Source organism: Streptomyces sp. NPDC002057 (assembly GCF_040296665.1).
GTDB lineage: Bacteria > Actinomycetota > Actinomycetes > Streptomycetales > Streptomycetaceae > Streptomyces.
Genome location: NZ_JBEOXR010000040.1, coordinates 1 through 25579 on the forward strand (window position 1 = coordinate 1; position 25579 = coordinate 25579).

23 protein-coding genes are annotated in these 25579 nt (G+C 72.0%); 11 read left to right on the forward strand and 12 right to left on the reverse strand.

Going from position 1 to position 25579, the window contains the following annotated elements; genetic code table 11:
- The first annotated feature begins 118 nt into the window (after window positions 1-118).
- On the forward strand, window positions 119-505 hold the full coding sequence (locus tag ABT129_RS26440; RefSeq protein ID WP_351906454.1) for an amphi-Trp domain-containing protein: 387 nt from the start codon (window positions 119-121) through the stop codon (window positions 503-505).
- Between the two features lie 23 nt (window positions 506-528).
- Here ABT129_RS26440 and ABT129_RS26445 read toward each other — a convergent pair whose 3' ends face one another.
- Both ABT129_RS26445 and ABT129_RS26450 read right to left on the reverse strand, forming a co-directional pair.
- Window positions 529-723: a hypothetical protein gene (locus tag ABT129_RS26445; protein ID WP_015033610.1), complete on the reverse strand. Its 195-nt coding sequence runs from the start codon at window positions 721-723 to the stop codon at window positions 529-531.
- Between the two features lie 151 nt (window positions 724-874).
- Window positions 875-2020: a PP2C family protein-serine/threonine phosphatase gene (locus ABT129_RS26450; protein WP_351906457.1), complete on the reverse strand. Its 1146-nt coding sequence runs from the start codon at window positions 2018-2020 to the stop codon at window positions 875-877.
- Window positions 2021-2126: 106 nt separating this feature from the next.
- Here ABT129_RS26450 and ABT129_RS26455 point away from each other — a divergent pair, with 106 nt between their 5' ends.
- Complete coding sequence (locus ABT129_RS26455; protein ID WP_351906460.1) at window positions 2127-3356, forward strand: GNAT family N-acetyltransferase; 1230 nt, start codon at window positions 2127-2129, stop codon at window positions 3354-3356.
- A gap of 47 nt (window positions 3357-3403) precedes the next feature.
- Here the strand turns inward: ABT129_RS26455 and ABT129_RS26460 are convergent, their stop codons facing one another.
- Both ABT129_RS26460 and ABT129_RS26465 read right to left on the reverse strand, forming a co-directional pair.
- Window positions 3404-4213, reverse strand: coding sequence for an Fpg/Nei family DNA glycosylase (locus tag ABT129_RS26460; protein ID WP_351906463.1), 810 nt, complete (start codon window positions 4211-4213; stop codon window positions 3404-3406).
- Window positions 4213-4707, reverse strand: coding sequence for a ribose-5-phosphate isomerase (locus ABT129_RS26465; protein WP_351906466.1), 495 nt, complete (start codon window positions 4705-4707; stop codon window positions 4213-4215). Before ABT129_RS26465 ends, ABT129_RS26460 begins: the two co-directional genes overlap by 1 nt.
- A gap of 196 nt (window positions 4708-4903) precedes the next feature.
- Here ABT129_RS26465 and ABT129_RS26470 point away from each other — a divergent pair, with 196 nt between their 5' ends.
- Complete coding sequence (locus ABT129_RS26470) at window positions 4904-6358, forward strand: amino acid permease (RefSeq protein ID WP_351906469.1); 1455 nt, start codon at window positions 4904-4906, stop codon at window positions 6356-6358.
- Window positions 6359-6439: 81 nt separating this feature from the next.
- Here ABT129_RS26470 and ABT129_RS26475 read toward each other — a convergent pair whose 3' ends face one another.
- Entirely contained in the window at window positions 6440-7033 is a 594-nt protein-coding gene (locus ABT129_RS26475) for a biotin transporter BioY (RefSeq protein ID WP_351906472.1), read from the reverse strand.
- A gap of 263 nt (window positions 7034-7296) precedes the next feature.
- Here ABT129_RS26475 and ABT129_RS26480 point away from each other — a divergent pair, with 263 nt between their 5' ends.
- From ABT129_RS26480 to ABT129_RS26490, 3 genes are all read left to right on the forward strand, one after another.
- On the forward strand, window positions 7297-8682 hold the full coding sequence (locus ABT129_RS26480; RefSeq protein ID WP_351906608.1) for an amino acid permease: 1386 nt from the start codon (window positions 7297-7299) through the stop codon (window positions 8680-8682).
- Between the two features lie 116 nt (window positions 8683-8798).
- The gene (locus tag ABT129_RS26485) at window positions 8799-10217 is read left to right on the forward strand and encodes an amino acid permease (protein WP_351906475.1); all 1419 of its coding nucleotides are present in this window, start codon (window positions 8799-8801) and stop codon (window positions 10215-10217) included.
- Between the two features lie 251 nt (window positions 10218-10468).
- The gene (locus ABT129_RS26490; RefSeq protein ID WP_351906478.1) at window positions 10469-11113 is read left to right on the forward strand and encodes a superoxide dismutase; all 645 of its coding nucleotides are present in this window, start codon (window positions 10469-10471) and stop codon (window positions 11111-11113) included.
- Window positions 11114-11277: 164 nt separating this feature from the next.
- Here the strand turns inward: ABT129_RS26490 and ABT129_RS26495 are convergent, their stop codons facing one another.
- Entirely contained in the window at window positions 11278-11913 is a 636-nt protein-coding gene (locus ABT129_RS26495) for a mycothiol-dependent nitroreductase Rv2466c family protein (protein WP_351906481.1), read from the reverse strand.
- Between the two features lie 143 nt (window positions 11914-12056).
- Between ABT129_RS26495 and pepN (ABT129_RS26500) the strand changes: the two genes are divergently transcribed.
- Together pepN (ABT129_RS26500) and ABT129_RS26505 are read left to right on the forward strand one after the other, a co-directional pair.
- The gene (pepN, locus tag ABT129_RS26500) at window positions 12057-14621 is read left to right on the forward strand and encodes an aminopeptidase N (RefSeq protein WP_351906484.1); all 2565 of its coding nucleotides are present in this window, start codon (window positions 12057-12059) and stop codon (window positions 14619-14621) included.
- A 185-nt stretch (window positions 14622-14806) separates the two neighbouring features.
- Window positions 14807-15811 (forward strand): hypothetical protein, encoded by a 1005-nt coding sequence (locus ABT129_RS26505; protein WP_351906487.1) that lies wholly within the window; start codon window positions 14807-14809, stop codon window positions 15809-15811.
- A gap of 27 nt (window positions 15812-15838) precedes the next feature.
- Here ABT129_RS26505 and ABT129_RS26510 read toward each other — a convergent pair whose 3' ends face one another.
- From ABT129_RS26510 to ABT129_RS26520, 3 genes are read right to left on the reverse strand one after another with little or no spacing between them, the layout of a single operon-like run.
- A complete protein-coding gene (locus tag ABT129_RS26510; protein ID WP_351906490.1) occupies window positions 15839-16306 on the reverse strand; it encodes an NUDIX hydrolase in 468 nt (155 codons plus the stop codon).
- A gap of 34 nt (window positions 16307-16340) precedes the next feature.
- Complete coding sequence (locus ABT129_RS26515) at window positions 16341-17237, reverse strand: pyridoxamine 5'-phosphate oxidase family protein (RefSeq protein ID WP_351906493.1); 897 nt, start codon at window positions 17235-17237, stop codon at window positions 16341-16343.
- 10 nt (window positions 17238-17247) lie between these two features.
- Entirely contained in the window at window positions 17248-17703 is a 456-nt protein-coding gene (locus ABT129_RS26520; protein ID WP_351906496.1) for a VOC family protein, read from the reverse strand.
- 127 nt (window positions 17704-17830) lie between these two features.
- Here ABT129_RS26520 and ABT129_RS26525 point away from each other — a divergent pair, with 127 nt between their 5' ends.
- The 3 genes from ABT129_RS26525 (at window position 17831) to pepN (ABT129_RS26535) (ending at window position 22258) form a co-directional block, all read left to right on the forward strand.
- Entirely contained in the window at window positions 17831-18373 is a 543-nt protein-coding gene (locus ABT129_RS26525; RefSeq protein WP_351906499.1) for a CGNR zinc finger domain-containing protein, read from the forward strand.
- A gap of 137 nt (window positions 18374-18510) precedes the next feature.
- The gene (locus ABT129_RS26530) at window positions 18511-19527 is read left to right on the forward strand and encodes an aspartate-semialdehyde dehydrogenase (RefSeq protein ID WP_351906502.1); all 1017 of its coding nucleotides are present in this window, start codon (window positions 18511-18513) and stop codon (window positions 19525-19527) included.
- A gap of 154 nt (window positions 19528-19681) precedes the next feature.
- Complete coding sequence (gene pepN / locus ABT129_RS26535; protein WP_351906505.1) at window positions 19682-22258, forward strand: aminopeptidase N; 2577 nt, start codon at window positions 19682-19684, stop codon at window positions 22256-22258.
- 121 nt (window positions 22259-22379) lie between these two features.
- Here pepN (ABT129_RS26535) and alc read toward each other — a convergent pair whose 3' ends face one another.
- From alc to ABT129_RS26550, 3 genes are all read right to left on the reverse strand, one after another.
- Window positions 22380-23504, reverse strand: coding sequence for an allantoicase (alc, locus tag ABT129_RS26540; RefSeq protein WP_351906508.1), 1125 nt, complete (start codon window positions 23502-23504; stop codon window positions 22380-22382).
- 103 nt (window positions 23505-23607) lie between these two features.
- The gene (locus ABT129_RS26545; protein WP_351906511.1) at window positions 23608-24534 is read right to left on the reverse strand and encodes a LysR family transcriptional regulator; all 927 of its coding nucleotides are present in this window, start codon (window positions 24532-24534) and stop codon (window positions 23608-23610) included.
- Window positions 24535-24544: 10 nt separating this feature from the next.
- On the reverse strand, window positions 24545-25576 hold the full coding sequence (locus ABT129_RS26550; protein WP_351906514.1) for a DMT family transporter: 1032 nt from the start codon (window positions 25574-25576) through the stop codon (window positions 24545-24547).
- Window positions 25577-25579: the final 3 nt, after the last annotated feature.

Sequence of the window (25579 nt, forward strand, 5' to 3'; positions counted from 1 at the left end):
GATCCCCCCCCCCCGCCCCCGGGCCGCGGGGCCGCGGGGCACAACCCACCCCCCCCCGGCCCCGAGGCGTTCACGGGCACGAGATGCCGGGCCGGGCGGGCGCGCGCAGACTGGGCTCATGACGGACCTGAAGTTCGAGCAGAAGCGCTCCCTGTCCCGCGCCGAGGCGGCGGACCAGCTCACGGCGCTCGCCGCCGCCCTGCGTCAGGGCGGGGAGGCCGAGCTGGAGCTGGGCTCGGGGACCCTGAGCCTGCGGATCCCGGACGAACTCCGCTGCGAGGTGGAGTTCGAGGTGGACGACGGCGAGATCGAGCTGGAGATCGAGTTCAAGTGGCCGACGGGCCGGTCCGGGAAGAGGGCGCCCGCGCCCGCCGCGTCGGCGAAGCCGGCCGCCGCGGCCGCGCCGGCCGCGAAGTCCGCGCGCTCCGGCTCCACGCCCGCCAAGTCCGCGAAGGCCCCGGCCGGTGGCAGGAGGACGAAGCGGGCGGCGGCGAAGTCCTCCTGAGGCCCGCCCGCGCGGCCGTCGGCTCAGAACTTGATGGAGGCGACCGTCTGCGTTATCGAGTCCAGGAAGCGCTGGATGTCGTCCGCCATGCCGGTCGAGGCGAGGAAGAAGCCGAAGAGGACCGCGACCACGGCCGGGCCGCCCTTGAGGTTCCCCCCTCGGATCAGCACCACCAGGATGATTGCCAACAGCAACACCACAGACAGTGAAATGGCCACAACTGATCACACCCTCGGTCGGTCCCGCCTTGCCCGCCGGGGAGCGCACGCCTGACACCCCCCGGCTCCATGGTGCCACCAACCCCCCTGCCCCCGCTGCACGGTGACGAATCGTCGATGAGAGGATCACGTCACACGGCGGGCGGGCCGGTCAGACCGGGCGGGAGATCAGGAGCAGGGCACGGTCGTCGTTGACGTCCTTGGCGACGGCCTCGATCAGGTGCCAGGCCACGCCGTCGAAGCCCTCGGCGACGCAGCGGTCGGCCTCGCCGGTGAGGCGGTCGATCCCCTCGGCGATGTCCCGGTCGGCGGCTTCGACCAGCCCGTCGGTGAAGAGCATGAGGACGTCGCCGGGGCGCAGCGAGCCCTTGACCGGGTGGAACTCGGCGCCGTCGTAGACGCCGAGCAGGGGTCCCTCGCCGGCCATCTCCTCCCAGCGGCCGCTGCCCGCGTGGAGCTGCAGGGCGGGGAGGTGGCCGGCGGAGAACAGTTCGTAGTCCCCGGACTCCAGGTCGAGGACGAGGTGGATGGAGGTGGCGAAGCCCTCGTCCCAGTTCTGCCGGAGCAGGTAGCCGTTGGCGGCGGGCAGGAAGCCGTCCGGCGGGAGCGAGCCGAGGAGTCCGCCGAAGGCACCGGAGAGCAGCAGGGAGCGGGAGGCCGCGTCCATGCCCTTGCCGGAGACGTCGGTGAGGACGACCTCCAGGGTGCGTCCGCCGTGGGTGCGGGCGGCGACGACGAAGTCTCCGGAGAAGGACTGGCCGCCGGCCGGGCGCAGTGCCATCTCGCGGTGCCAGCCCTGCGGGAGCCGGGGCAGGGCGCTCTGGACGCGGATGCGTTCGCGCAGGTCGAAGAGCATGGTGCCGCCGCGCCGCCAGGGGACGCCGACGCGGGCCCGGAACTGGGCGATGAGCAGGCCGAAGAGGCCGCAGGCGGCGACGACCAGGACGGTGCCGGGGGTGACCCGGGCGGGGCCCTGGGTGTAGGGGCCGAGGACGACGGACTCGACGATGAGGGCGCCCGCCGCGGCCGCGTAGAGACCGAGGAGGCTGGCGGGGCGGAGCAGCAGTCCGCCGGCGACGATGGGCAGGACGAGGGCGGCGGGTGCGCACCAGACGGGGTTGAGGACGGTTCCGCAGGCGATGGCCGGAATCATCAGGAGGAGTCCGGCGAAGGCGAGCCAGTCGGAGCCGTCCCCGCGGAAGTAGTCGACGCCGGACTTGCGCAGCGCGATGCGGGCCCGGCGGGCGCGTCTGCGCGTCCGGGCCGCGTACGTGTTCACTCCGGCGCGGTGTCCCATTGGCCTGGACCCTATCCATCCCGTCCGACATCGCGCAGGGGTACCCCTGTGACAATGTGCGTGAAATCGGGTCGCCCCGGGCGCGCGCCGCTGATATCGATGGCATATGACGACTGAACTGCGGGTTCTCGACCCGAGCGAATGGGATCGCTGGTACGGAGTCCTCGAACTCGCCTTCGGGGGTGTGCCCGAGGCGCCGGAGGAGCGGCAGCTGTGGCGCGACCTGACCGAGTTCGACCGTTCCCTGGGGGTCTGGGACGGTGACCTGTGCGTGGGGACGTCGGGGGCGTTCACGTTCCGGCTCACGGTGCCGGGCGGGGCCTCGGTCCCGGCGGGCGGCGTGACGATGGTGAGCGTGGCCGGCACGCACCGGCGGCGCGGGATCCTGACCTCGATGATGCGGCGGCAGCTGGACGACCTGCGGGCCGCGGGCGAGTCGCTCGCGGTGCTCACGGCCTCGGAGCCGGAGATCTACGGGCGGTTCGGGTACGGGGTCGCGGCGTACGCGACGCGGGCGACGATCGACACGACGCGGGTGCGGCTCTCGGTGCCGGAGGGTACGGACGGGGTGGCGCTGCGGCAGGCCGATCTCGTGGAGTCCTCGGCGGCGTGCGAGGCCGTGTACGCGCGTCTCGTGCCGACGCGGCCGGGGCTGCTCGCGCCGATGCCCGGCTGGGAGCGGCTGGCGCTGCTCGACCCGCCGGACAGCCGGGAGGGCGCGTCGCCGCGGCTGTGCGTGCTCGCCGAGCGGGACGGTGAGGTCGTGGGGTTCACCCACTACTCGATCAAGCCGGACTGGACGTTCGCGGGGGCGACGGGGGCGGTGAACGTGCACCGGCTGTTCGGGCTCGACCCGGTGGCGGAGGCGGCGCTGTGGCGGTTCCTCTGCTCGGTGGACCTGACCTCGGAGGTACGGATCCAGAGCCGGCCGGTGGACGACGGCTGGCAGCATCTGGTGAGCGACGTCCGGCGCTGTTCGCCGACGCTGCGGGACTCGCTGCACGTGCGGCTCGTGGAGGTGGGCGCGGCCCTTGAGGCGCGGACCTATCAGGCGCCGGTGGACGTGGTGTTCGAGGTGGAGGACGCGTTCTGCCCGTGGAACGAGGGGCGTTGGCGGCTGGCCGGGGACGCGAAGGGCGCGAGCTGTGTGCGGACCTCGGATCCGGCGGATCTGACGCTGTCGGTACGGGAGTTGGGCTCGGCGTACCTGGGCGGGACCTCGCTGGTGTCGCTGGCCGCGGCCGGACGGGTGCGGGAGCTGCGCGAGGGGTCGCTGGTGGAGGCCTCGGTGGCGTTCGGCTCACCGGCGGCGCCGTGGCTGCCGCACGGGTTCTAGGGAACGCGGCCGCGTGGCGGGCCCGGTCTCCCCGGCCGGCGCGGCCGCTAGGACTGCTGGCAGCCCGGGCACCAGAAGAGATTGCGGGCCGCCAGCTCCGCCGTGCGGATCTCCGTCCCGCAGAGGTGGCAGGGCAGGTGGGCGCGGCGGTAGACGTAGACCTCGCCGCCGTGGTCGTCCACGCGCGGCGGGCGGCCCATCGCCTCGGGGGTGTGCTCGGGGCGGACCGTGTCGATGCGGTTGAGGCGGACGCCCTCGCGCATCAGTCCCACGAGGTCGGTCCAGATCGCGTCCCACGCGCGGCGGGTCAGGTCCCTGCCCGCGCGGTACGGGTCGATGCCGTGCCGGAAGAGGACCTCGGCGCGGTAGACGTTGCCGACGCCCGCGATGACCTTCTGGTCCATGAGCAGGGCGGCGACGGTCGTGCGGGACTTCGAGATCCGGGCCCAGGCCTTGGCGGGGTCGTCGCCGGCGCGGAGCGGGTCCGGGCCCAGGCGGTCGTGTATCGCCCGCTTCTCGGCGTCCGTGATCAGGGCGCAGGTGGTGGGCCCGCGCAGGTCGACGTGCGCGTCGGCGTCGGCGATCCGCAGCCGGACGGTGTCGGTGGGCGGCGGGGCGGGTGTGGTGCCGAAGTTCACCTTGCCGAAGAGGCCCAGGTGGATGTGGACCCAGCCCATGCCGGCGAAGCCGAGGAAGAGGTGCTTGCCGTGGGCCTCGGTGGTCTCCAGGACGGTGCCGTCGAGCAGCGCCGCCGAGTCCGCGAACTTGCCCTGCGGGCTGGTCACCCGCACGGACCGGCCGCCGAACCGTTCCCGGTGGTCGGCGGCCAGTCGGTGGATCGTGTGCCCTTCGGGCATCAGGCGGTCGGCTCCTGCGGGTGGTGGGCCGGGATCGGGGGGAGCTCGCCGGTGTTCTCGTACGCGGTGAGCATGTCGATCCGGCGGGTGTGACGCTCGTCACCGGAGTACGGGGTGTTGAGGAAGATCTCGACGAACTTCGTCGCCTCTTCCCGGGTGTGCATCCGGCCGCCGACGGAGATCACGTTGGCGTTGTTGTGCTCGCGGCCGAGGGCGGCGGTCTGCTCGCTCCAGGCGAGGGCGGCGCGCACCCCCTTCACCTTGTTCGCGGCGATCTGCTCCCCGTTGCCGGAGCCGCCGATGACGATGCCCAGGCCGTCCGGGTCCGCGGCCGTCTTCTCGGCGGCGCGCAGGCAGAACGGGGGGTAGTCGTCGAGGGCGTCGTAGATGTGGGGACCGCAGTCGACGGGCTCGTGGCCGTGTGCCGTGAGCCACTCGACGAGGTGGTTCTTGAGTTCGTATCCGGCGTGGTCGGAACCGATGTAGACGCGCATGGTGCCGAGTGTGGCATGTCAGGGGCCGGGTAGCAGGCATCGGGGTCGGGACCTTCATCCGGTCTGGTACGGACCTTCGACTCTCGCGAGGCCGTCCGTACAACGATCCGGAATGAGGTCTTCCGATCACCCCCGTTCGCAGGGTTCAATGCTCGGGCTCGTGACCCGAGTGCCCCCCACACACAAGGAAGCGTTCATGAACACGCAACCGACCCTGACGAAGGACGGCGAGGAGACCGGCACCACCGGTACGTCGCCTTCCTCCGACGGTCTCAAGGCCGGACTCAAGAACCGCCACCTGTCGATGATCGCCATCGGTGGCGTCATCGGCGCCGGCCTCTTCGTCGGCTCCGGCTCCGGCATCGCCGCCGCGGGCCCCGCGATCCTGCTGTCCTACGCGCTCGTCGGCACCATGGTCGTCTTCGTGATGCGCATGCTCGGCGAGATGGCCGCCGCCCGGCCGTCCTCCGGCTCCTTCTCCGCCTACGCCGACCAGGCGCTCGGCCGCTGGGCCGGATTCAGCATCGGCTGGCTGTACTGGTTCTTCTGGGTCGTCGTCCTCGCCGTCGAGGCGACCGCCGGCGCGGTGATCCTGGAGAGCTGGATCCCGGCCGTCCCGCAGTGGGCCTGGGCGCTCATCGTCATGGTGGTGCTCACCGCCACCAACCTCGGCTCGGTCGCCTCCTACGGCGAGTTCGAGTTCTGGTTCGCCGGGATCAAGGTCGTCGCCATCGGCGCCTTCGTCGTCATCGGCCTGCTCGCGGTCTTCGGGGTGCTCCCCGGCTCGGACAACCCGGGCGCCGGATTCGCGCACCTCACCGATGCCGGGGGCTTCTTCCCGATGGGCGCGGGAGCGATCCTCACCGGTGTCCTGATGGTCGTGTTCTCCTTCATGGGCAGCGAGATCGTCACCCTCGCCGCCGGCGAGTCCGAGGACCCGCAGAAGGCGGTCACCAAGGCCACCAACAGCGTGATCTGGCGGATCGGCGTCTTCTACCTGGGCTCGATCTTCGTGGTCCTGACCCTGCTTCCGTGGGACGACAAGTCGATCGTCGAGAAGGGCTCGTACGTCGCCGCCCTCGACTCCATCGGCATCCCGCACGCCGGCCAGGTCATGAACGTGATCGTCCTCACGGCCGTGCTCTCCTGCCTGAACTCCGGTCTCTACACCGCCTCCCGCATGGCCTTCTCGCTCGGCCGCCGCGGTGACGCCCCCAAGGCCTTCGCCAAGGTCAACAAGCGGGGTGTGCCGGTGCCCGCGATCCTCGGCTCGGTCGTCTTCGGCTTCGTCGCGGTCTTCTTCAACTACAAGTGGCCGGACACCGTCTTCGCGTTCCTGCTGAACTCCTCCGGCGCGGTGGCGCTCTTCGTCTGGCTGGTCATCTGCGTGACCCAGCTGCGGATGCGCGGCATCATCCTGCGCGAGTCGCCGGAGAAGCTCGTCGTGAGGATGTGGCTCTTCCCGTACCTGACGTGGGCGACGATCGCCATGATCGTGTTCGTCCTCGGTTACATGCTCTACGACGGCGGCAGCGCCCGTGAGCAGGTCGTGCTCTCGCTCCTGGTGGCCGCGCTGGTCATCGTGATCGCCCTGGTCAAGGAGCGGTTCACGAAGTCCTCCGGACCCTCGGAGCTCTCCGAGCGCGTGTAGCGCCGAAGACAGCCGTACGCGAGAGGGCCCGCCGTTCCCCGGGGAACGGCGGGCCCTCTCGCGTACGCGGACGGGCGGGGCTCAGCCCTTGCGGCCGAGGAGCTTCCAGGCCGTCGGCAGGACGCCCATGGCGAGGGCCGCCTTGAGGGCGTCGCCGATGAGGAACGGGGTGAGGCCGGCCGCGACGGCCTGGCCGAGGCTCATGCCGGTGGCGAGGGCCAGGTAGGGGACGCCGACCGCGTAGATGATCGCCGAGCCGAGCACCATCGCTCCGGCGGTGCGCAGGACCGAGCGGTCGGCGCCGCGGCGGGCGAGGGCGCCGACGACCGTGGAGGCGAGGAGCATGCCGAGGATGTAGCCGAAGGACGGCATGCCGTAGCCGGAGGTGGCCTGCGCGAACCACGGCACGCCCGCCATGCCCACGACCGCGTACAGGGCCAGGGCGAGGAAGCCGCGGCGGGCGCCGAGCGCGGTGCCGACGAGCAGGGCGGCGAAGGTCTGGCCCGAGACCGGGACCGGGGAGCCGGGGACCGGGACCGAGAGCTGCGCGGCGAGGCCGGTGAGGGCGGCGCCACCGACGACCAGGGCGATGTCGCGGGTGCGGCTCGCGGGGAGCAGGTCGGCGAGGACGGTGCCCGCACGGAGGGAACGGACGGGGGCGGCGGCGGTGCTCATCGGTACTCCGCGGGGGTGAGGGTGGGTGGGACAGGTTGACGGTATGCCAGGAGTGAACGCTCGATCACCGTCAGCCGCCGACAAAGCGCAAGCCAGCCGCTTCATCGGGTTCTGACAAAGGGTGGTTTTCATGCCCGGCGCTACGTGACCCTCGTCACTGGCAACTCGCTGGGAGACGCCCCTTTTGCGTCAAGGGGAGGTCAACAGAGAGACTGTGGAGTCTCCATAAAGTGTCAACTCCCCGAGAGCGCGAGTCCCCCACCATGCGCGACGCCCCGCCGTCCCCTCTGGTCACCGAACCGGAGCCCCTCTCCCACGGTCTGAAGCAGCGTCACCTGACGATGCTGGGGCTCGGCGGTGTGATCGGCGCCGGGCTCTTCGTCGGTTCGGGCGCGGGCATCGCCGTCGCCGGACCCGGCATCGTGGTCTCGTATCTGATCGCCGGCGCCCTCGCGATGCTGGTCATGCGGATGCTGGGCGAGATGGCGGCGGCGATGCCCGCGTCGGGAGCCTTCTCGGTGCACGCGGAGCGGGCGCTCGGCCGCTGGGCCGGCTTCTCGGTGGGCTGGCTGTACTGGTTCCTGCTCGTCGTCGTCCTCGCCGTGGAGGCCACGGGCGCGGCGCGGATCGCGAACGGCTGGGTGCCGGGGGTCCCGCAGTGGGGCTGGGTGCTGGTCTTCATGGTCGTGTTCACCCTCGCCAACCTCGCGGCGGTGAAGAACTTCGGCGAGTTCGAGTTCTGGTTCGCCGCCCTCAAGGTCGGCGCGATCGTCCTCTTCCTCGTGCTCGGGACGCTGGCGATCGTGGGCTGGCTGCCCGACACGGACCCGCTGGGGCTCGCGAACCTGACCGGGCAGGGCGGTTTCCTGCCGAACGGCTGGGCGGGAGTGGTCTCCGGGGTCCTCGCGGTCGTCTTCGCCTTCGGCGGCCTGGAGGTCGTGACGATCGCGGCGGCCGAGTCGGACGACCCGGCCAGGAACGTGGCGCGGGCGGTGCGCAGCGCGGTGTGGCGGATCCTCCTCTTCTACGTGGGCTCGATGCTGGTCATCGTGACGCTGCTGCCGTGGACGTCGATGGAGCCGGGCGAGTCGCCGTACGTGGCGGTCCTGGACTCGATCGGGGTGCCGGCGGCGGGCCAGATCATGAACGTGGTGGTGTTCGTGGCGCTGCTCTCGGCGCTCAACGCCAATCTGTACGGCTCCTCGCGGATGGTGTTCTCGCTCGCGGAGCGCGGGGAGGCCCCGAAGGGGCTGCTGCGGGTCTCGGGCGGCGGGGTGCCGCGCCGGGCGGTGCTCGCCTCGGTGGCCTTCGGGTTCGTCTCCGTCCTCCTCAATCTGAAGTGGCCGGACTCCGTCTTCCTCTACATGCTCAACGCGGTCGGCGCGGTGCTCCTCTTCGTCTGGGCGCTGATCGCGGTCTCGCAGCTGCGGCTGCGGCGCCGGATCGAGCGGGAGGCGCCGGAGACGCTGACGCTGAGGATGTGGGGCTTCCCCTGGCTGACCTGGGTGGCGCTCGCCGCGATGGGCGCGGTGCTCGTCCTGATGCTGACGGACGACGCGGCCAGGCCGCAGGTGCTGTGGTCGGGGGCGGCGACCGGTGCGGTGCTCCTGGTCGCCTGGGTGCGGGAGCTGCGTACGAACCGGAGCTGATTCTTCACCTTGTGTGAAGGTCGTGCCCGTATAGCGGACATGCGTTCCCTGTGAGCGGTGACGCCCCACAGACTGTGGGCTCCCTCCCCGTCTCAGCTAGTGAACAGGGCTCGCCCATGTCTCGGACCACCGCGCCCGCGCCGGCCGACCGCAAGGACGGCGCGACCGCACCTGCCGAGGGCCTCTCGCACGGCCTCAAGCAGCGCCATCTCTCGATGATCGCCCTCGGCGGCGTCATCGGGGCCGGACTCTTCGTCGGCTCCGGCGCCGGCATCGCCGCCGCCGGGCCCTCGATCGTCATCGCCTACGCGATCTCGGGCGTGCTCGTCATGCTCGTGATGCGGATGCTCGGCGAGATGTCCGCGGCGAACCCGGCCTCCGGCTCCTTCTCCGTCCACGCCGAGCGGGCGCTGGGCCCCTGGGCGGGCTTCACCGCGGGCTGGGCCTTCTGGTTCCTGCTCTGCGTCGCCGTCGGTCTCGAGGGCATCGGCGCCGCGAAGATCATGACGGGCTGGTTCCCGGGCAGCCCCGAGTGGGCCTGGGTCGCGCTCTTCATGCTGGTCTTCTGCGCCACCAACCTGGCGGCCGTGAAGAACTTCGGCGAGTTCGAGTTCTGGTTCGCCGCCCTCAAGGTCGGCGCGATCGTCCTCTTCCTCGGCATCGGCGTGCTCGCCATCGTCGGCGTCCTGCCCGGCACGGACGCCCCCGGCACCGCGAACCTCACCGGCGACGGAGGCTTCTTCCCGCACGGCTCCGAGGGCCTGATCATCGGTCTGCTCGCCTCCGTCTTCGCGTACGGCGGTCTGGAGACGGTCACCATCGCGGCGGCCGAGTCGGAGCACCCGGTGCAGGGCGTCGCCAAGGCCGTGCGCACGGCGATGTGGCGGATCGCGCTCTTCTACATCGGCTCGATGGCGGTCATCGTCACCCTCGTCCCGTGGGGCGACAAGGCGGTCGTCGAGAAGGGCCCGTACGTCGCGACCCTCGACCACCTGGGCATCCCGGCGGCCGGTCAGATCATGAACGTGGTCGTGCTCGTCGCCCTGCTGTCGGCGATGAACGCCAACATCTACGGCGCCTCCCGCATGGCCGGTTCGCTCGTCTCGCGCCGCCAGGGCCCGAAGGCGCTCGGCCGCACCTTCGGCGGCGTCCCCCGTCCGGCGGTGCTCGTCTCCTCCGTCTTCGGCTTCGCCTGTGTGCTGCTGAGCTACTGGCGCCCGGATGACATCTTCGTCTGGCTGCTCAACACGATCGGCGCGATCATCCTGGTCGTCTGGTTCTTCATCGCCGCCTCCCAGCTGGTGCTGCGCCGCCGCACCGAGCGCGAGGCGCCCGAGAAGCTGGTCGTGCGGATGTGGGCCTTCCCGGTCCTCACCTGGGTGGCGCTCGCCGGCATGGCGGCGATCTTCGTCCTGATGGCCCGCGAGGAGGGCACCCGGGTGCAGCTGTACTGGACGGGCGGCCTGACGCTGCTGCTCGCCGCCGTCGGCTTCGCCCGGCAGAAGCTGCGCGGACCGGTGGCCGAGGAGGCCTGACCCCTCCCCACCCGTTCCGGCGCCGCGCCCCGTCGAGCTCACGCTCGGCGGGGCGCGCTGCCGTCTCCGGGGCCTCGACGAGGCGGCCCCAGCGCCGGTTGGTCCGTTCGGCGGAGCGCGCGGAAGCAGTACGAAGGAACCAGAGGACCAGGACCGGCTTAGGACCAAGGACTGATCAACATCGCGCGCACCTACTGTTAGCCTGCACTTGCATATAGGTTGCAATAAGAGGTCAGTCGAAGGGCTCGGTAATGGCGATCTACACACTTCCGGAGCTGCCGTACGACTACGCGGCGCTGGAGCCGGTGATCAATCCGCAGATCATCGAGCTGCACCACGACAAGCACCACGCCGCGTACGTCAAGGGAGCGAACGACACCCTGGAGCAGCTGGAGGAGGCGCGCGACAAGGACCAGTGGGGCTCGATCAACGGCCTGGAGAAGAACCTGGCCTTCCACCTCTCGGGCCACATCCTCCACTCCATCTACTGGAACAACATGAACAGCCCGAAGGAGGGCGGCGGCGGCGAGCCGCTGGCCGCCGACGGCATCGGTGACCTCGCGGACGCGATCACCGAGTCCTTCGGCTCCTTCGCCAAGTTCAAGGCCCAGCTCACCAAGGCCTCCGCGACCACCCAGGGCTCCGGCTGGGGCGTTCTCGCGTACGAGCCGATCAGCGGCCGCCTCATCGTCGAGCAGGTCTACGACCACCAGGGCAACGTCGGACAGGGCTCCGTCCCGATCCTGGTCTTCGACGCCTGGGAGCACGCGTTCTACCTGCAGTACAAGAACCAGAAGGTCGACTTCATCGACGCCATGTGGCAGGTCGTCAACTGGCAGGACGTGAGCAAGCGCTACCACGCCGCCAAGGCCTCGGTACCCCTGATCTCCTTCTGAGGACCGGAGCCCGCACAGGGCTCCCCCCGTCGTCCCACTCGTGATCGTCTTCTCAACCTTCACGTGCGGACGGAATGACGAAGAACCCCCGTGATGACATGAATCACGGGGGTTCTTCCATGCCGCCGGGCCGCTCGGCTCCGGCCCGGCCCGGCCGGAGCGGACTAGTGGAAGCTGGGCGCCTCGGTCCGGGTGCGCTTGATCTCGTAGAAGCCCGGCGTCGACGCCACGAGCAGCGTGCCGTCCCAGAGCCGGGCCGCCGCGTCACCGCGCGGGGTCGGGGTGACGACGGGGCCGAAGAAGGCGACCTCGTCGCCGTCCGGGCCCGGCACCGCGATGACCGGGGTGCCGACGTCCTGGCCGACCTTGTCGATGCCCTCCGTGTGGGAGGCGCGCAGCTCGGTGTCGTACGTGTCCTTGTCGGCGTACTCGACCAGGTCCTCCGGCAGACCGGCGTCCTTCAGGGCGCCGACGATCGCCTCGCGGGTCGGTCCCTCGCCGTTGTTGTGGAAGCGGGTGCCGAGCGCCGTGTAGAGCTTGCCGACGACCTCGTCGCCGTGCAGCTGCTGGGCGGCGACGACCACCCGGACCGGGCCCCAGGCCTTGGTCTCGATCAGTTCCCGGTACTCGGCCGGGACCTCGTCGAGCCGGTTCTCGTTGAGCACGGCCAGGCTCATGACCTTCCAGCGCACGTCGACCGGGCGGACCCGCTCCACCTCCAGCATCCAGCGGGAGGTCATCCAGGCCCAGGGGCAGAGCGGGTCGAAGTAGAAGTCTGCGGTGGTCCTGCTCTCGGACATGTCACTCCTCGGTACGGCCGTGATGAAGGCGGTGTGCCAAAGGGAACGAACGCCGAAGGCGCGTGGCGGCATTCCCGTGTGCCGGGTGACAGCCGCACATGGGAGGATCGGTGCTGTTTCGAACGCGCCACGAAGGAGTGACCGTGCCCGGTGAGAATCTGTCCCGCGACGAGGCCCACGAGCGGGCAGCGCTGCTGTCCGTCGACGGGTACGAGGTCGTCCTCGACCTGCGGTCGGCGGTCGGCGACTCCGACGAGGCGGTGCGCACCTTCCGCTCGGAGACGACGATCCGCTTCCGCCGCACCGGCGGGGGCACGAGCACGTTCGTCGACCTGATCGCCCCGTCCGTGGACGCGGTCACCCTCAACGGGCGCTCCCTGGACCCGGCCGTCGTCTTCGACGGCGCGCGGATCGCGCTCGACGGCCTCGCCGACGAGAACACGCTGGTGGTCGACGCCCGGTGCGCCTACAGCCGGACCGGCGAGGGCATGCACCGCTTCGTCGACCCGGAGGACGGCGAGGTCTACCTCTACACGCAGTACGAGCCGGCCGACGCCCGCCGCGTGTACGCCACCTTCGAGCAGCCCGACCTGAAGGCCCCGCACCTCTTCTCCGTGACCGCGCCCGAGGGCTGGACGGTCTGGTCGAACGGCGCCGGGGAGCAGGACGCCGAGGGCGTGTGGCGGTTCGCGGAGACGGCGCCGATCTCCACGTACATCACCTGCGTCGTGGCCGGCCCGTACCACTACGTCACGGACTCGTACACGCGCGCGCTGCCCGACGGGACCGAGCTGGAGATCCCGCTCGGCGCGATGTGCCGCAAGGGGCTCGCGAAGCACTTCGACGCGGACGACGTCTTCCTGATCACCAAGCAGGGCCTCGACTTCTTCCACGACAACTTCGACTACCCGTACCCCTTCGGGAAGTACGACCAGGCCTTCGTCCCCGAGTACAACCTCGGCGCGATGGAGAACCCGGGCCTGGTGACCTTCCGCGAGGAGTACATCTACCGGGGCAAGGTCACCCAGGCCGCGTACGAGAGCCGGGCCAACGTCATCCTCCACGAGATGGCGCACATGTGGTTCGGCGACCTCGTCACCATGGTGTGGTGGGACGACCTCTGGCTGAAGGAGTCCTTCGCGGACTTCATGGGCTCGTTCGCGAACGCCGAGGCCACCCGCTTCACCAACAGCTGGGTGACCTTCGCCAACAACCGCAAGGCCTGGGCGTACCGCGCCGACCAGCTGCCGTCCACCCACCCGATCACGGCCGACATCCGTGACCTGGAGGACGCCAAGCTCAACTTCGACGGCATCACCTACGCCAAGGGCGCGTCGGTCCTCAAGCAGCTCGTCGCGTACGCGGGCCGGGACGCGTTCCTGGAGGGCGCGCGCCGCTACTTCAAGCGCCACGCCTACGGGAACACCCGGCTCGCCGACCTCCTCACCATCCTGGAGGAGACCTCGGGCCGCGACATGAGGTCCTGGGCGAAGTCCTGGCTCCAGACCTCCGGCGTCAACACCCTGACGCCGGCCGTCACCTACGACGCGGCGGGCCGGATCACCGAGCTGGCCGTCGTCCAGGAGGGCGGCGAGCTCCGTCCGCACCGGGCCGCCGTGGGCCTCTACCGGCTGACGCCGGACGGTGCGCTGACCCGGTACGCGCGGGCCGAGGCCGACCTCACCGGAGCCCGGACCGTCGTCGCCGACCTGGCGGGCGAGGAGAGGCCCGACCTGGTCCTCGTCAACGACGACGACCTCACCTACTGCAAGATCCGCTTCGACGAGGGCTCGCTCGCCACGCTGCGCGCGCACCTCGGCGACATCACCGACCCCCTCGCCCGCGCCCTGTGCTGGTCCGCGCTGTGGAACCTGACCCGTGACGGGCTGATGCCCGCCCGGGACTTCGTCTCCGTGGCGCTCGCCTTCGCGGGCCGCGAGACCGACATCGGCGTCCTCCAGATGGTGCACGCCTGGACGAAGTCGGCCGTCACCCTCTACGCGGCCCCCGAGTGGCGCGAGGAGGGCGGGCGACTGCTCGCCGAAGCGGGCCTGCGCGAGCTGCGGGTGGCCGAGCCGGGCAGCGAGCACCAGCTGACCTGGGCGCGGTTCCTCGCCGCGACCTCCTCCACCGACGCCGACCTCCAGCTCCTCGCGGGGCTGCTCGACGGTACGGCGAAGATCGACGGCCTCGACGTCGACCAGGAGCTGCGCTGGGCGCTGCTCTCCCCGCTGGCCGTGCACGGCCGCGCGGACGAGGCCCGGATCGGCGAGGAGCTGGCCCGGGACGACACGGCGACGGGCAAGCGCCACCAGGTCCGCCTGCTCGCCTCGCGCCCCTCGGCCGCGGTCAAGGCGCAGTCCTGGGCGCAGGTCGTCGAGGCGGACACCCTGTCGAACGCGCTGGTCGAGGCGACCATCGCGGGCTTCGTCCAGCCCTCGCAGCGCGCACTGATCGCCCCGTACGCGGAGAAGTACTTCGCGGCGATCGAGCGGCTGTGGGACGAGCGGTCGATCCAGATCGGCATCGACGTGGTCAAGGGTCTCTTCCCGGGGCTCCAGGACGACGAGGCGACGCTGACCGCGACGGACGCCTGGCTCTCGGCGCACGAGGCGGCGGCGCCGGCGCTGCGCCGCCTGGTCCTGGAGGCACGGGACGACCTGGCGCGGGCCCTGCGCGCGCAGGCGTGCGACCGCCTGGCGGCGTGACGCCGCACCCGACGGAGAAGGGGGTCGCGGGCTTCGGCCCGCGGCCCCCTTCGGGCGTTCCGGCCCCGGTGGACGCGCCCCTCATCGGCAGTCGAACGCGCGTACTTTAGGGCGAGCTTGTCCCCAAATGTCGACGAGCGTGTAACAGGGGTTAGGGGAGCCTTCGGGAGCGGAAGACCCCCGGCATGAACCACAACACCCCCATCACCCCCCGCCCCCTCCCCCTCGCCTCCCGCACCGGTGGCACGGAACGCCTCGCGTCCGCGGACCAGTTGAGGGCCCGGGGCATCCCGGCCGGCGAGGTCGCCGCGCGCTGCCGGCCCGGCGGCTGGCAGCAGCTGCTGCCCGGCGTCTTCCTGCTCCAGCCGGGGCCGCCCACCAGCGAGGACCGGCTGCACGCCGCGCTGCTCTACGCCCGCAGGACCGCGGCCCTCCCCACCCAGGGGCCCGACGCGATGATCACCGGGCTCGCCGCGCTGAACCTGCACCGCTTCGCCTCCGCTCCCCCGCTCACCTCCCTGGAGCGGATCGACGTCCTGGTCCCGCGCACCCGGCGGCTGCGCTCGACCGGCTGGGTGCGGGTGGTGCGCGCCCCCGAGTCCCCCGAGCCCGTCGCGCTGACGGGTGTGCCGGTCGCCCCGGTCGCCCGCGCCGTCGCCGACGCGGTGTCCGGGCTCTCGGACGCGGAGACCGTACGCCGGCTGCTCACCGAGGCGGTGCGCGGCGGGCACTGCGAACCGGGTGCGGTGGTGCGGGAGTTGAGCCGCGCACGGCTGCTCACCCGGCCGCACGTGGTGGACGCGGTGGACACGCTGCTCGCCGAGGGGCGGTCGCTCTCCGAGGAGCGGCTGTACGAGATGGTGCGGGCGTTCGGCCTGCCGGACCCGCTGTGGAACGTGGACCTGCGGCTGCCGGGCGGCCCGCACCTGGGCGGGGTGGACGCCTACTGGCCGGACCAGGCGGTCGCCGTCGAGCTGGACACCCGGGCTCCCCGGCAGGAGGACGACGCGGTGTGGTCCGAGTACACCCGCAAGCGCGAGCACCTGGAGCGGCTCGGCATCACGGTCGTCCACCTGACCCCGCGCAAGCTGCGCGAGGCGATGGACCAGCAGGCCACCGTGGTGCGTACGGCCCTGATGGCCGCGCCCGACCGGCAGCCCGCCGCGTACGTCGCCGTCCTGCCCCGGTGACCCGCCGGGGTGCCGGTCGAGCGGTTCTCAGCCGTTCGACGGATCGGCGAGCCGGGAGCGGCCCACCGGGGGCCGTTCGCGCCAGAGGTCGAGGCCGATGTCGACGAGTTCGACGCGGGCCAGGCCGGGGACGGCGTCGAGCGGATGCCAGGCGGCGAGGTCCGTGGAGCCCCCGGTCTCGTTGCGGAGCGCACCGCCGGTGACCTGGACCTCGTAGATGATCCGCAGCCCCTGGAAGTCTCCGGGACCCGCGAGGCGGCGCAGCCGGGCGCGGCGGATGGAGTCGATTCCGAGGAGGGCGGTGGGTTCGGTGAGGTAGCCCGTCTCCTCCTCCACCTCGCGGACCACGGTCTGTACGGGTTCCTCCCCGTGTTCCATGCCGCCGCCCGGCAGGGTCCACCGCCTGGTGCCGTCGCCCGCCACCCAGCGGGCGAGGAGCACCTCCCCGTCCCGTACGCACACGGCGTAGGCCGCCACCCTCAACTCCTGCTTCATGAGCCGAGGTTAGAGCCAGTACGCGGGGCGGTGGTCACGGGGTGTCGGCGGGCGGGTTGGACGGGGAGTACTCCGGGGGCGACCAGCGCAGGGGGCTCCCCGCCGGGGTCTCGACGACGCGCTCGACGCGGAAGCGGGTGACGCGCCCGTCGGGGCCGTACTCGGTGTGGGCGAGGCCGCTCAGCTGGAGCGTCGTCCCGGTCTCCCAGTCCAGGAACAGCAGGCCCGCGCGGCCGTCCGCCTCCAGGTTCCCCAGGGTCAGGAACATGGCGTTGCCGGGGTAGTCGCGCCAGCTGAGCTCCCGGGGCGTGTCGACCCGGACGAAGCCGGGGTTGCCGCCGCGATGGCTGGTGTCGACGCCGTCGGGGGCGGCGGTGGCCACGAAGAAGGTGTCGGCGGCACGGACGCGGCGCACCTGGTCGGGGGCGAGCGCCTCGCCGTGCCGCACGGCACCGGTCTCGGGGCGGGCGGCGTCGGAGCCGTACCACTCCCGCTTCTGGAGGTACTTCGGGCAGTTCGAGAAGACCTGTTCGGCCTCGATCGTGAACCCGCGCGCGCTGGGCCGGGCGATGCCGTTGAGGCGCATGCGGCGGCGGGTGCGGGGGTCGAGGGCGAGGGTGCCGACGGGTGTGCCGGCGGGGGTGATCGCGTCGGCGAGCGGGTCGTGGGCCGGGATGCCGCCGGCGACGGAGACGGTGTGCGGGCCGGTGGCGCGGGTGAAGCCGGGCGGGCCCGTGAGGAGGCCGGCCCAGACGCCGCCGGCGCGGTCCGCCGCGCCGATCATCAGCATCGGCTGGGCCTCCAGGAAGGCGGCGGCGACGGGGCGGATGCCGGGGGTGATGGAGCGGCCGACGTGGGCGGCGAGCTCCTGGACGCCGAGGTGCGCCTGCACGGCGAGGGAGCCGTCGTGGTAGGCGGGGACGGTGGTCATCGGGTCCTCCTTAGAAGAAACCGCAGGTCGGAGCCGAGCCCGAGGGGGCTTCCGCGCCCTCCGCGCCCTTCGGGACCGAGATCTCCAGGCGGGTGCCGTCCGGGTCGTGGAAGAAGATGCCGCCGGAGGCCGCGCCCTCGTGGTGGGCCACCACGCCCTCGTGGGCGAAGGTGGCGCCGCGCGCGGTGAGCGCGGCCTCGGCGGCGCGGACGTGGTCGAGGGACTCCGCCTCGAAGGCGAGGTGGTGGAGGCCGGCGCGGCCGGGGGCGTACGCGGTGTCGGCCTGTTGCCAGAGGGTGAGGACCAGGCGGCCGTCCCGGCCGAGGAAGGCGAAGCGGCTCTCCCCCTCGGCGCCCCGGCCGAGGGTCTCGAAGCCGAGGACGTCCCCGTAGAAGGTGAGCGAGCGGTCGAGGTCGGTGACGTTCAGGCCGACGTGGTGGGTGGTGAGCGTGCCGATGGCGGTCATGGCGGTCCTCCTGGCGTGGCCGGCCCCCTCGGGCTAACCTCTTAATACGACTTTAGAGGTTAGACGCGAGGAGCGTCAACCGCTCACGTACCCTTGAGGGGTTAGTTCATCGAGGAGGGCTCCCGCCATGACCGCCATCGACCCACGACCGCTCACCGGCGAGCCCGTCTCCCTGGACCTCCTCAACACCCGCTGGAACGAGGAGGGCGTCCGCCGGGACCTGCTCTCCGGGGTCGAGGGCCTCGCGGTCTGGCTCGCCGCCAACGGCCTGGACGACCGGTTCACCGCCGACGCCGCCACCCTGCGCCACACGCTCACCGCCCGGGACGCGCTGGCCGCGCTCGTCGACCACCCCGGCGACCCCGCCGCCACCGCGCGGGTCGACGCCGTCCTCGACCACGGCCGCATCCGGGCCACGCTCACCGCCGAAGGCCCCGGCGAACGGCCCGAGTTCGACGACCCCGCCCGGGGCCCGGGCTGGACCGCCGCCCGCGACTACCTCGACCTGCTGCGCGGCGCCCCCGACCGCATCCGGGCCTGCGCCCACGAGGCGTGCGTCCTGCACTTCTTCGACACCTCGCGGAACGGCACCCGCCGCTGGTGCTCGATGGCGGTCTGCGGCAACCGCGCCAAGGCCTCGCGCCACTACGCCCGCACGAAGGAGGGCTGAGGGGCGGAGCCGGGCGGCGGAGCCGGGGAAGAGCCCCGCACCCGTCCCGACCCTTGGACAATGGATTGGACAAGGCGACCCGGGACATACGCATCATGGACCGGCAGCAACCTGCACATACGTACGGAGGAGTCCCCGTGAAGGTCGGAATCGTCGGAGCCACCGGTCAGGTCGGCACAGTCATGCGGAAGATCCTGGCCGAGCGGAACTTCCCGGTCGACGAGCTGCGGCTCTTCGCCTCCGCCCGCTCCGCCGGCACCGTCGTGGACGGGGTCACGGTCGAGGACGCCTCCACCGCCGACTACACCGGCCTGGACATCGTGCTCTTCTCCGCCGGTGGCGCCACCTCCAAGGCCCTCGCCGAGAAGGTCGCCGCCCAGGGCGCCGTCGTGATCGACAACTCCTCCGCCTGGCGCCGCGACCCCGAGGTCCCGCTGATCGTCTCCGAGGTCAACGCGCACGCGATCAAGGACCGCCCCAAGGGCATCATCGCCAACCCGAACTGCACCACGATGGCCGCCATGCCGGTCCTCAAGCCCCTCCACCAGGAGGCCGGCCTCACCGCGCTGATCGCCACCACCTACCAGGCCGTCTCCGGCTCGGGCGTGGCCGGCGTCGCCGAGCTGCGCACCCAGGCGTGCGCCGTGGCCGAGACCGCCGACCAGCTGGCGTTCGACGGCGAGGCCGTCGCGTTCCCCGAGCCCACCGTCTACCAGCGCCCGATCGCGTTCAACGTGGTCCCGCTGGCCGGCTCGATCGTCGACGACGGCTCCTTCGAGACCGACGAGGAGCAGAAGCTCCGCAACGAGTCCCGCAAGATCCTGGAGATCCCGGAGCTCAAGGTCTCCGGAACCTGCGTGCGCGTCCCGGTCTTCTCCGGCCACTCCCTCCAGGTCAACGTCCGCTTCGAGCGCCCGATCAGCGTCGAGCGCGCCTACGAGCTCCTGAAGGACGCCGAGGGCGTCGTGCTCTCCGAGATCCCGACCCCGCTCCAGGCGGCCGGCAAGGACGCCTCGTACGTCGGCCGCATCCGCGTGGACGAGACGGTCGACAACGGTCTGGCGCTCTTCCTCTCCAACGACAACCTGCGCAAGGGCGCGGCGCTCAACGCCGTGCAGATCGCGGAGCTGGTCGCGGCCGAGCTCAAGGGCTGATCCGCACCGTACGCGCGAGGGGCGGCCACCCACCGGGGTGGCCGCCCCTCACGCGTGCCGCGACCCGGTCCGCCGCCGTGGAAATGTCCGGTGCGCCGCCGAGGCGCCCCGTGGAAGGATGGGCCAAACGTCACGAAACCGAGGAGTTGACCGGGTGCCTGGCACGAACCTGACCCGTGAAGAGGCTCAGCAGCGGGCGGCGCTGCTGACCGTGGACGCGTACGAGGTCGAACTCGACCTCTCCGGTGCGCAGGAGGGCGGCACCTACCGGTCCGTCACCACCGTCCGCTTCGATTCCGCCGAGGCCGGTGCCTCGACCTTCATCGACCTCGTCGCGCCCGCCGTCCACGAGGTCGTCCTCAACGGCCACGCCCTGGAGATCGGCGCCGTCTTCCGGGACTCCCGGATCGCCCTGCGCCATCTGCAGGAGGGCCGCAACGAGCTCAAGGTCGTCGCCGACTGCGCGTACACCAACACCGGTGAGGGTCTGCACCGCTTCGTCGACCCGGTCGACGACCAGGCCTATCTGTACACCCAGTTCGAGGTGCCGGACGCGCGGCGGGTCTTCGCCTCGTTCGAGCAGCCCGACCTGAAGGCGACCTTCCAGTTCACCGTGAAGGCCCCGGCCGGCTGGAAGGTCATCTCGAACTCGCCGACCCCGGAGCCCAAGGACGACCTCTGGGTCTTCGAGCCGACCCCGCGGATCTCCACGTACATCACCGCGCTGATCGTCGGCCCGTACCACGCGGTGCACTCGACGTACGAGAAGGACGGGCAGACGGTGCCGCTGGGCATCTACTGCCGTCCGTCGCTCGCCGAGTTCCTCGACGCGGACCACATCTTCGACGTGACCCGCCAGGGCTTCGACTGGTTCCAGGAGAAGTTCGCGTACGACTACCCGTTCGCCAAGTACGACCAGCTCTTCGTGCCCGAGTTCAACGCGGGCGCGATGGAGAACGCGGGCGCGGTCACCATCCGCGACCAGTACGTCTTCCGCTCGAAGGTGACGGACGCGGCGTACGAGCGGCGCGCCGAGACGATCCTGCACGAGCTCGCCCACATGTGGTTCGGCGACCTCGTGACCATGGAGTGGTGGAACGACCTGTGGCTGAACGAGTCGTTCGCCACCTACACCTCCGTCGCCTGCCAGGCCTCGGTGGCGGGCACCCGCTGGCCCAACGCCTGGACGACCTTCGCCAACGCGGAGAAGACCTGGGCCTACCGCCAGGACCAGCTGCCGTCCACGCACCCGATCATGGCCGAGATCAACGACCTGGAGGACGTGCTCGTCAACTTCGACGGGATCACGTACGCCAAGGGCGCGAGCGTCCTCAAGCAGCTCGTCGCCTACGTCGGCCAGGACGAGTTCTTCAAGGGCGTCCAGGCCTACTTCCAGGCGCACGCCTTCGGCAACACCCGCCTCTCCGACCTCCTCGGCGCCCTGGAGGAGACCTCCGGGCGCGACCTCAAGACCTGGTCGAAGGCGTGGCTGGAGACGGCCGGCATCAACATCCTCCGCCCGGAGATCGAGACCGACGAGAACGGCGCCATCACCGCCTTCGCGGTCAGGCAGGAGGCCCCGGCGCTGCCCGCCGGCGCCAAGGGCGAGGCCGTCCTGCGCCCGCACCGGATCGCCATCGGCTTCTACGACCTCGACGAGGCCGGCAAGCTGGTCCGCACCGAGCGCCTCGAACTCGACATCGCCGCCGAGGGGCTGACCGCCGTACCGCAGCTCGTCGGCAAGGCCCGCCCGGCCGTGGTCCTCCTCAACGACGACGACCTGTCGTACGCCAAGGTCCGCCTCGACGAGGTGTCCCTGAAGAACGTCACCGCGCACCTCGGCGACTTCGCCGAGTCGCTGCCGCGCGCCCTGAGCTGGGCCTCGGCCTGGGACATGACCCGCGACGGCGAGCTGGCCACCCGTGACTACCTGGAGCTCGTGCTCTCCGGCGTCGGCAAGGAGACCGACATCGGCGTCGTCCAGTCGCTCCAGGGCCAGGTCAAGGCGGCCCTCGACCTGTACGCGGCGCCCGAGTGGCGCGAGGCCGGCCTGACCCGCTGGACCGAGGCGACGCTCGCGCACCTGCAGGCGGCCGAGCCGGCCGGCGACCACCAGCTGGCGTGGGCCCGCGCCTTCGCGGCGACCGCCCGCACCCCGCAGCAGCTGGACCTGCTCGCCGCCCTCCTGGAGGGCCGCGAGACCGTCGAGGGTCTGGCGGTCGACACCGAGCTGCGCTGGGCGTTCGTGCAGCGGCTCGCGGCGACCGGCGTCTACGACGAGACGGAGATCGCCGGCGAGCTGGAGCGCGACCGCACGGCGGCGGGCGAGCGCCACGCGGCGACCGCCCGTGCGGCCCGCCCGTCGGAGACGGCGAAGGCGGAGGCCTGGGCCTCCGTCGTCGAGGACGACAAGCTGGCGAACGCCGTGCAGGAGTCCGTCATCGGCGGCTTCGTCCAGTCCGACCAGCGCGAGCTGCTCGCCCCGTACACGGCGAAGTACTTCGCCGCGATCAAGGGCGTCTCGGAGACCCGCAGCCACGAGATGATCCAGCAGATCGTGGTCGGCCTCTACCCGACGCTCCAGGTCTCGCGGGCGACCCTGGACGCGACGGACGCGTGGATCACCGAGCACGACCCGGCGCCGGCGCTGCGGCGTCTGGTGACCGAGTGCCGCGCGGGCGTGGAGCGCGCGCTGCGGGCCCAGGCGGCGGACGCGGCCGCCGCGAAGTAGTCCGGCGGCAGCCGGTGCGCGAGAAGGGGCGCCCTCCCCCGTGGGGGCGCCCCTTCTCCTGTGTGAGGTCCGCCCGGCGGGCGGGCGTCGGCGCGCTGCCGCTCCGCCGGGCGGAGGCGTGTCAGCCGCCGAGCGCCGTGAACCGGGCGCGCAGGTCGGCCGCGCCCTGCTCCGTCAGCGCCCCGTGCAGCCGCATCCGGGCGACGCCGCCGTCCGGGAAGGCGTCGAGGCGGACGTGGGTGACGACGGCCCGGGCGGGCAGCTTGAAGCGGTGGAGGGTGTCGGGCTGGAGCCTGGTCCGGGGGATGATCTCGAACCACTCCCCCGTCTCTCCGTTACGGCCCTGGAGGGCGATCCAGCCGGCCGAGTTGCCCTTGAGGTAGGCGGTGTCGATCTCGACGGCGCGGACGGCGCCCTGCGCGGCGAGCCGGAAGCGCACCCAGTCGTTGGTGCCGCGCACCCGGCGGCGGCGGTTCTCCCAGCCGTCGTCCATCTTGCGGGAGGTGCCGGGCAGGATGATCTGGGTCGGCGAGGAGTAGAAGCGGTCCGAGGCGTCCTCGTACGAACCGCCGTTGAGTACGGAGATCAGGTCGAGGGTGCCCAGCAGGTCCAGCCACTCGGGGTCGGGGACGACCTCGCCGTGGACGCGGAGGCGGGCGATGCCGCCGTCGGGGTGCTGGCAGACCCGGACGTGGGTCCAGCGGCGCTCGGCGGTGATCGTGAAGCCGTTGGCGGCGTGGCCCCGGACGGGGGTCGGCGGGACGAGTTCCTCCCACTTCGCGTCGAGCAGCTCCGCGGGGCCGGGGGACCCCTCCACGGAGGTGGCCTGGACGCTCACCCGCTGCGGGTAGTTGCCGCGGAAGTGCGCGGTGTCGACGACGATCCCGCGGATCACACCGGGAGCGCCGAGCCGGACGATCGCCCAGTCGTGGTCCTCGGGCGCGGGGAAGACGTTCTCGGCGTCGGCGCCACGACGGCGGCGGGTCTCCCAGCCGTCCATGATCTTGCCCTTGTGGCCGAAGTGCTCCGGGTCGAAGACGGCGCGCTCGCGGACGAGGAGGTTCTCCCGCTCGGCGAAGAACTCGTCGTTCGCCGCGACGACCCCCGCGCCGAGGCGGCGGTCGGCGAGGTCGACGAGTTCGGTGAAGGGGAAGTCGCCCGTGCGGTAGTCGGCGTACGGGTCACCGCCGGAGTAGGGGGCGGCGTCGTTGGCGTGCGGGTCCTGGTGCGCGTCGAGGCTGCTCATGGGACGAGCCTCCCTCCGCCTGAGGCCCGGGTCCATCGAATGTTTTCGACAGGTACGTTCAGACCTGCTGAAAGGTCCGGGGGCGGGGCGGAAAGGTCGGGGCTCAGGCCTGCTGAAGGGTCTCCCGGGCCGTCGCCGCCTGGCGCAGGGCCGCGAGAACCCGGGCCACCGCCGGGCCCTCCTCCGCCCCCCGCCGTACCGCCGCGACGACATGGCGGCGCGGCTGGTCGGCGGCGAGGACGCGCATGACGACCCCGGCGCCGCCCCGGCGTTCGGCGGAGGCCATCCGGGGGACGAGCGCGATCCCCATCCCGGCCTCGACCATGGCGAGGATCGCGGTCCAGCCGGAGGCGCTGTGGGCCTGTTCGGGCACGAACCCCGCGGCCTCGCAGGCGGCGGTGGTGATCTCGGACCAGGGCCCGGAGCCGCCGAAGATCCAGGGCTCGGCCGCGAGGTCGGCGAGCCGCAGACCGGGCGCGTCGGCGCGCGGGTGCCCGGCGGGCAGAGCGACGTCGAGCGGGTCGGCGAGCAGCGGCACCCGGCTGAACTTGGGGTCGCGCGCGGAGGGGGCGTGGGCGGCGAGCGAGAGCGCCAGATCGACCTCGCCGGCGGTGAGCAGCTCGTACGCCTCCGCCGCCTCGGCCTCCCGGACGCGGAGGTCGAGCCCGGGGTGCGCGCTCCTCAACTGCCGTACGGCGGGCACGACGAGGGCGGGCACGGCCGTCGAGAACGCGGCCACCCGCACCTGCCCCGCCTCGCCCCGCAGGTATCCGTCGAGTTCGGCGTCGGCCCGCTCCAGCTGGGCGAAGACGACCTCCGCGTGGCGCAGCACCAGATGGGCGGCGTCGGTGAGCCGGACCCGGCGGCCCTGGGCCTCCAGGAGCCGCACGCCGAGCTGCTTGGCGAGGTTGGTGAGCTGCTGCGAGACGGCCGAGGGGGTCATGAGCAGGGCCTCCGCGGTCGCGGTGACGGTGCCGCGGTCACGGAGGGTGCGGAGGATCTGGAGCTTCTTGATGTCCCACTCGGTCATGGGGCGCAACCTACCGGGCCGAGCTCAGCGCCACTCCGCCGAGGACGAGCGCCATGCAGGCGGCCCCGAGGACGCCGAGCCGTTCGCCGAGGAACGCGTACGACAGGAGGGCGACGCAGACGGGCTGGAGGTAGTAGACGACGCCCGCGCGCGCCGCGCCGATGAGGGCGATCGCCCTGTTCCAGGCGAAGAAGGCGACGGCGGAGGAGAGGACGCCGACGTAGAGCAGCGGGCCGGCGGTCGCGGCGCCGACGGTGAACCCGCCCTGGACGGCGAGGGAGACGGCGTAGGCGGGGGCGAGCATCAGGGCGCCGAGCAGGAAGGTGGTGAAGAGGAAGGCGAGTCCGTCGATCCCGGCGGGCTTCCGCTTGAGCAGGGCGCTGTACGAGGCGAAGGAGAGGGCCGCGGCGAACATCCACAGGTCGCCGGCGGAGAGGTCGAGGGTGAGCGAGCCCTTTCCGACGAGCAGCAGCACGCCGAGCGCGGCGATCAGCATCCCGAGGACGCGCCGGGTGCCGAGGCGTTCGCCGCCGAGCCGGGCGTAGAGCGCCATCAGCACCGGGGAGGCAGCCATGATCATCCCCATGTCGGAGGCGGAGGTGGTCAGTCCGGCCTGGTGCACGAGGGTGTTGTAGAGGGCGACGCCGAACAGCGAGGCGAGGGCGACGAAGCCGAGGTGGCGGCGGATCGTCCTCCACTGCCGCAGGAACGGCCGGACGGCGAACGGGGCGACGGCGGCCAGCGCGATGATCCACCGCCAGAAGACGGCCTGGACCGGGGGGACCGTGTCGGCCATGTCCCGGGTGGCGACGAAGCTGCCGGACCAGACGACGGTCGCGAGGAGGGCGAGGAGAACGCCGAGGCCGGCGCCTCGCGCGAGCTTCCTCGCGGGCACCGGCCTCTCGGTGGCTTCGGTGGGGACTTCCGTGGCGGTGGCTTCGGCGGGGACTTCGGAGGCGGTGGCGGCTTCGGGGTCGGCGGAGGTCTCGGAGTCGGCGGTGGCTTCGGCGGGGGTCGGGTGGCGGGCGGTGATCAGGCTCATGCC